Source organism: Kribbella hippodromi, from assembly GCF_039531045.1.
GTDB classification, from domain to species: domain Bacteria; phylum Actinomycetota; class Actinomycetes; order Propionibacteriales; family Kribbellaceae; genus Kribbella; species Kribbella hippodromi.
The window spans coordinates 280,009-286,311 of the sequence record NZ_BAAAPH010000009.1 but is presented as its reverse complement, the minus strand read 5'-3'; the positions used below and the strand labels follow the sequence as shown (position 1 = coordinate 286,311).

6 protein-coding genes are annotated in these 6,303 nt (G+C 69.8%); 5 read left to right on the top strand and 1 reads right to left on the bottom strand.

The window, feature by feature from the left end; translation table 11 throughout:
- Positions 1–873: 873 nt before the first annotated feature.
- The 5 genes from ABD260_RS16780 (at position 874) to recN (ending at position 5,786) form a co-directional block, all read left to right on the top strand.
- Positions 874–1,455 carry a polyhydroxyalkanoate synthesis protein PhaF gene (locus ABD260_RS16780; protein WP_344234478.1) on the top strand — a complete coding sequence of 194 codons (582 nt, stop codon included), beginning with the start codon at positions 874–876 and terminating at the stop codon, positions 1,453–1,455.
- Between the two features lies 1 nt (position 1,456).
- Entirely contained in the window at positions 1,457–2,221 is a 765-nt protein-coding gene (locus ABD260_RS16775) for a hypothetical protein (RefSeq protein WP_344234477.1), read from the top strand.
- Between the two features lie 20 nt (positions 2,222–2,241).
- Positions 2,242–3,060 carry a TlyA family RNA methyltransferase gene (locus ABD260_RS16770; protein ID WP_344234488.1) on the top strand — a complete coding sequence of 273 codons (819 nt, stop codon included), beginning with the start codon at positions 2,242–2,244 and terminating at the stop codon, positions 3,058–3,060.
- Between the two features lie 66 nt (positions 3,061–3,126).
- On the top strand, positions 3,127–4,059 hold the full coding sequence (locus tag ABD260_RS16765; RefSeq protein WP_344234476.1) for an NAD kinase: 933 nt from the start codon (positions 3,127–3,129) through the stop codon (positions 4,057–4,059).
- A 2-nt stretch (positions 4,060–4,061) separates the two neighbouring features.
- Positions 4,062–5,786, top strand: a complete 1,725-nt coding sequence (gene recN, locus ABD260_RS16760; RefSeq protein ID WP_344234475.1) for a DNA repair protein RecN — start codon at positions 4,062–4,064, stop codon at positions 5,784–5,786.
- A gap of 2 nt (positions 5,787–5,788) precedes the next feature.
- Here recN and ABD260_RS16755 read toward each other — a convergent pair whose 3' ends face one another.
- Complete coding sequence (locus ABD260_RS16755) at positions 5,789–6,193, bottom strand: hypothetical protein (protein ID WP_344234474.1); 405 nt, start codon at positions 6,191–6,193, stop codon at positions 5,789–5,791.
- Positions 6,194–6,303 lie beyond the last annotated feature (110 nt).

The following is a 6,303-nucleotide window of genomic DNA, read 5'->3' as shown; positions in this document are numbered from 1 at the left end:
CCGGCCCGCGTGCCCGGCCCCCGTGCCCGGCCCCCGTGCCCGGCCCCCGTGCCCGGCCCCCGTGCCCGGCCCCCGTGCCCGGCCCCCGTGCCCGCCCCGCTGTCGCCCTCGCCCGCCGAAGCGTGCCGCCCGAAATGAAGGGTTGCCCCCTGAGGTGGAGGGTTGCCCCCTGAGAATTTGAGGGGGCAACCCTCCACCTCAGGGGTTATCCCCGCAGGCGGAGGGTTCGCAGCTAACCGGCCGGGACGGGGGGAACCGGCCGGGACGGGGCGGGACCGCGCACGACCGGCATCGGCACCTGACCCGAGCTTGCCCCCTCAAGTAGCCCGAGCTTGCTCCCCGAGTTACCCGAGCTTGCCCCCTCAGCTGGAGGGTTGGCCCCTCAAAATCTCAGGGGGCAACCCTCCACCTCCGGGGCTATCCCCGCAGATGGAGGGTTCGCAGCCGGCCGGCCAGCCGGGCGGGTCCGTGCGGGCCTGGGCATCGTCGTCGGCGACTGACCCGAGCTTGGCCCCGAGTTACCCGAGCTTGCCCCCTCAGGTGGAGGGTTAGCCCCTGAGAATTTGAGGGGGCAACCCTCCACCTCAGGGGATGACCCCCGCGAGTGGAGGGTTCGCAGGCGGGTCGGGGCGGGGCGTGGGGGCAGGTGGGGTGCAGGGTGGAGCGGGCCAGGCGGGGTGGGTGGTGTGCGGGTGCAGGTTGGCGGGCGGGTGCGGCGAGTGCGGGTGCGGCGAGTGCAGGTGTGAGTGTGAGTGCAGGTTGAGTGCGGGTGTGAGTGTGGGTGCGGGTGGTGTGGGTGTGGTGTGGGTGCGGGGTGGGTGGTGTTCGGGGGGATAGGCGATACCGTTGCTGGGGACGAGCGAGGAGGCAGTCATGGTGATGGACGCACTGCGCGGCTACGTACAACTGGCGAATGGGTTGACCGAGGTCACCAAGCAGAAGGCCCAGACGGCTGCGAAAGCGTTGCTGCAGCAGACCGGGGCGGACACGCTGACCACCAGGGTGACCGACCTGGCCGACGAGATCGTTGCCACCAGCAAGAGCAACCGTCAGCTGCTGCAGGCGATCGTGTCGAACGAGGTCGAGGGTGCGGTGGCGCGGCTCGGGTTCGTCCGGGCCGAGGAGGTCGCGGCGCTGACCCGGCGGGTGAAGACGCTGGAGACCGAGCTCGCCGAGGTGCAGGTACCTGTGCCCGCAGCGGCTGGGATGCCGGTGGAGCATGAGGTGCTGGACGCGACCGTGGTCGACGACGCGGCGGAGGCCCCGCACGAGGCGCCCGCGCAGCCGGGCCGGCCGGAGAAGGCGACCGCGAAGAAGGCTGCGGCCAAGAAGACGGCTGGTAAGAAGGCGGCCGCTCCGGTGAAGAAGGCGGCTGCGAAGAAGGCGGTGAAGGCGCCGGCCAAGAAGGCGGCCGCGAAGAAGGTTGCCGCGCAGAAGACGGCGAAGAGGGTCTGACGTGAGCGAGCATCCTGGCGAGCAGTTCCCGTCGGAGGTCGATCCGGACGTGGAGCCTGGGTTCGACCCGTACCGGTCGGAGGAGGCGCCCGCCGACCCCGACTACGACACCGAACCAGGCAGCCAAAGCCAGTCCGAGGGTCACGCCCAGTCCGACAGTCACGGCCAGGCCGAGGGGCACGGGCAGGCTGAGGCCGGGGAGCGGTTGGACCCGGCTGAGGTGGAGTTCGGCCCGGAGTTCGCGCGAGCCCCCGGCGAGGAGCACGAGCACTCCTTCGAGACAGGTGCGGCGGAGGCACAGCACGAAGGCTCGGCGGAGGCGCAGCACGAAGGTGGTGCGGCGGTGGCGCAGCACGAGGGCGAGTTGGCGGACGTGCAGGGGGAGTTCGGTGCTCCGGAGGCGGAGCAGCACGACCAGCGCCTGCACGACGACCAGCAGCGTCAGCAGGACGACGAGCTGCGCCGGCACGACCAGCACGACGTGCACGAGCAGCACGAGCAGCCGCAGCACGACCTGCACGAGCAGCACGAGGAGCCGCAGCACGACGAGCACGACGAGCACGGCGAGTCGCGGCATGGGCAGTATGAGCAGGGTGATGTGGAGCAGGGGGAGGGTGGGCATCCGTTGGTTGAGGAGACTATGGCTCGGCTGGAGGGGCTTCGGGAGCGGGCTGTGGGGGAGCATGCAGAGGTGTACGCCGATCTGCATGAGCGGCTTCAGAGTGCTTTGGTCGAGGCGGATTCCGAGCCGGGCGACCGGGGCTGACGGAAGTACGAGAGCACGCACTGGTGGCCAAGGGAGTCAAGCGATCGCGGCTCGATGCCGAGCTGGTACGGCGTGGACTGGCGCGCTCGCGTGAACATGCGAGCGAGCTGATCGCGGCGGGCAAGGTGAAGGTGTCCGGAACCGTGGCGGGGAAGCCCGCGACCGGTGTCGGCGCGGACGCTCCGATCGTCGTGGACACGTCCGAGCACGCGGACCCGGGGTACGCGAGCCGTGGCGCGCACAAGCTGATCGGTGCGCTCGAAGCGTTCCCGGGCGTGCAGGTGAAGGGCCGCCGTACGCTCGACGCCGGCGCGTCCACCGGCGGGTTCACGGACGTACTGCTCCGCAACGACGCCGCGCACGTGATCGCGGTCGATGTCGGGTACGGGCAACTGGTCTGGGCGTTGCAGACCGATCAACGCGTAACAGTGATGGACCGTACGAACGTCCGTACGCTCACGCTCGACGACATCGGTGCCGAACCGGTCGATCTGGTCGTCAGCGATCTGAGTTTCATCAGCCTCAAACTCGTACTGCCGGCGCTGATCGGGGTCGTGAAACCGGACGGCGATTTGATGCTGATGGTGAAACCGCAGTTCGAGGTGGGCAAGGAGCGGCTCGGCAAGGGCGGGGTCGTACGGGAACCGGAGTTGCGGGCGGATGCGGTTCGCGGCGTGGCCGCCAAAGCGACCGAGCTGGGCTGGGGAATCGCCGGGGTCGCGGCCAGCCCGCTGCCCGGTCCGTCCGGAAATGTCGAATACTTCCTGTGGATACGCCGGGAAGCACCCGCCCTCGATGAGACGATGCTGCAGACTGCGATCGAGACTGGACCGCAATGACCTGCGATCGAGGCTGGACCGCAGTGACCTGCGATCGAGTGTGGACGTCAAGGACCGGGAGGCAGCGTGGTTGAGCACGAGCCGCGGCGCGTGCTGCTGGTCACGCACACCGGCCGGGAGCAGGCCGTCGAGGTGGCGCGGGACGCGCACCGGCTGCTCACCGGTGCCGGGATGCAGGTCCGGCTGCTCGGTGGTGAGGCCGAGGAGCTCAAGCTGGACCCGGTCGAGATCGTCGACGACCCGGAGAAGGCGGCGAACGACGTCGAGCTGATCATGGTGCTCGGCGGCGACGGTTCGATCCTGCGCGGCGCCGAGCTGGCCCGCCCGCACGGGACGCCGGTGCTCGGGGTGAACCTCGGCCACGTCGGCTTCCTGGCCGAGGCCGAGGTGGACGACCTGGAGCGGATCGTCCAGGTGGTGGTGGATCGCAGTTACACGGTCGAGGAGCGGATGACGCTGGCCGTGGAGGTACGGCTGAACGGCGAACCGATCTTCGAGACCTGGGCGCTGAACGAGGCGAGTGTCGAGAAGGCGGCCCGGGAGAAGATGCTCGAGGTGCTGGTCGAGGTGGACGACCGGCCGCTGTCCCGCTGGGGCTGCGACGGGGTGGTGGTCGCGACGCCGACCGGAAGCACCGCGTACGCGTTCTCCGCCGGTGGGCCGATCGTCTGGCCGGAGGTCGAGGCGATCTTGCTGGTGCCGCTGAGCGCGCACGCGTTGTTCTCCCGGCCGATCGTGGTGGCGCCGACGTCGCGGCTGTCGATCGAGCTGGTGCCGTCCTGGCACGGCCGCGGTGTGCTCTGGTGTGACGGCCGGCGGATGGTCGAGGTGCCGCCCGGTGCCGAGATCGAGGTCCGCCGCGGCGCCACGCCGGTCCGGCTGGCCCGGGCGCACGAGAAGCCGTTCACGGATCGCCTGGTGGCGAAGTTCGACCTTCCCGTTCTCGGCTGGCGCGGCGCCGCCGAGCGCAAACGCAACGGCAACGGAAACGGAAACTGACCATGCTCTCGGAGATCCGCATCACCGGGCTGGGCGTGATCGAGGACGCGACACTGGACCTCGACCCGGGCTTCACCGCCGTCACCGGGGAGACCGGTGCCGGTAAGACGATGGTCGTGACGGGCGTGAACATGCTGCTCGGCGGCCGCGCGGACAGTGGTCTGGTGCGGCACGGGACGCGGCGGGCGCGGGTCGAAGGCCGGGCCAGCGCCGTGCCGCGATCGATCGTGCAGCAGGCCGAGGATCGTGGCGGCGAGCTGGACGACGACGAACTGCTGATCGCGCGCGAGCTGTCGTCGGAGGGCCGGTCGCGGGCGTTCCTGGGCGGCGCGTCGGTGCCGGTGTCGGTGCTCGGCGAGGTGTCCGGCGACCTGGTCGCGATCCACGGGCAGGCGGATCAATGGCGGCTGCTGCAGCCGGCCCGGCAGCGCGAGACGCTCGATACCTTTGCCGGTAAGGCGGTTCTCGTTCCGCTGCAGGAGTACGCGGCCGCGTACAAACGGCATCGCGCCGTCGAAGCCGAGCTGACCGAGCTGACCACCCGCGAGCGCGAACGGCTGGCCGAGGCGGATCTGCTGCGCTTCGGTCTGGACGAGGTCGCGAAGGCGGAGCCACTGTCCGGCGAGGACACCGACCTTGCCTCCGAGGAAGCGCGCCTCGCGTACGCGGACGGTCTGCGTACGGCGGCCACCAACGCCGCGGGGGCCCTTGCTTCGGAGGATCTCGACGCGACCAGGCCGGGCGACGTACTCGGACTGCTCGCCCTGGCCAAGCAGGTCCTGGACGGGGAACGCGAACACGACCCGAAGATCGCCGAGCTGGCCGACCGGGCCGGCGAACTCGGCTACCTGGCAGCCGATCTCGCCGGCGAACTGTCCGCGTACGCGACCGATGTGGACACCGATCCGGCCCGGCTGGCGGTGGTGAGTGAACGGCGCGCGTTGCTGAACACGCTGATCCGCAAGTACGGCGACGCGCAGGGCACTGTCGACGAGGTACTGGAATGGGCGAAGCGATCGGCGGCGCGGCTTGCCGAGCTGGACGGCAGTGACGAGCGGGTCGAGCAGCTCACCGCCGAGCTGGCCGAGCTGGACGTGACGCTGACGGAGCTCGGCCGGAAGATGCGGGACGCGCGGATCGAGGCGGCCGAGCGACTCGGTGTCGCGGTGTCGGCGGAACTCACCGGTTTGGCGATGCCGCACGCGACGCTGTCGGTCGAGGTGCACGAGACCGCGGCCGGCCCGTTCGGGATCGACGAGGTCGAGTTCTGCTTCGCGGCGAACCCGGGCAGCCCGGCCCGTCCGTTGCAGAAGGCGGCGTCCGGCGGTGAGTTGTCCCGGGTGATGCTCGCGCTCGAGGTGATCCTGTCCGACACGCATCCCGTGCCCACGTTGGTGTTCGACGAGATCGACGCCGGGATCGGTGGCCGGGCGGCGGTCGAGGTCGGGAAGCGGCTGGCCAAGCTGGCGCAGAAGGCGCAGGTGATCGTGGTGACGCACCTGCCGCAGGTGGCCGCGTTCGCGGACCGTCATGCGGTGGTGCTGAAGAGTGACGACGGATCGGTCACCACCAGCGGCCTGGTCGCCCTGGACGACGACGCCCGGCTGAAGGAACTGTCCCGGATGATGGCCGGCCTGGAGAACTCCGACGCCGCGCAGGCACACGCCGAGGAACTGCTCGCGCTCGCGGCCGAACGCCACCTCAAACCGAAGCGCAAGAAACGCTGACGTCAGCCGCGCTTGATCCCGCCGGATTTGCCGGAGTCGACCCTGCTCCCGGTAACGGGTCGCTCCGAGTTGCCGGCAGGCCGCTCGGAGCCCTCGGAGCTTGCGATCTTCTTCTCCGTCAACGCGATTTTGGCCTCGATGCCCCCGGGGAAGCTCGCGATCAGGGCGGCCTTCCCCGACTCCGCTTCAGGCAGGTTCAGGTCCCGAGCCGCGGCGGCGGCCTCTTGATCGCTCATCAGGTCGACGCTTTCGACATATCGCTGGGCGATCTCTTCGGGTGATGTCTCGGTAGTTTGCTCGGGCCTCGGTGGTCCGGCGGCTGCTGTTTTCGGGTCGGCCAAACCGGTTAATGCGGCCCGCATGGCGCGGATCTCGTCTTGGGACATCGGCGGCGGAGTATCGGTCATCGGACTGCTCCAAGTCGTCGGTGACGTGAGAAACGACCCTAGTGGTCGACGGGTTCGCGCCTGCAGGTTGTCGTCCGAAAGGATGAATTGACGCACAGTCACCGTTGATT

What these genes read in the sequence shown, in the direction of transcription:
- recN (WP_344234475.1), top strand. Translation starts at nt 4,062, where the DNA reads ATGCTCTCGGAGATCCGCATCACCGGGCTGGGCGTGATCGAGGACGCG.
- ABD260_RS16780 (WP_344234478.1), top strand. Translation starts at nt 874, where the DNA reads ATGGTGATGGACGCACTGCGCGGCTACGTACAACTGGCGAATGGGTTG.
- ABD260_RS16755 (WP_344234474.1), bottom strand. Translation starts at nt 6,193, where the DNA reads ATGACCGATACTCCGCCGCCGATGTCCCAAGACGAGATCCGCGCCATG.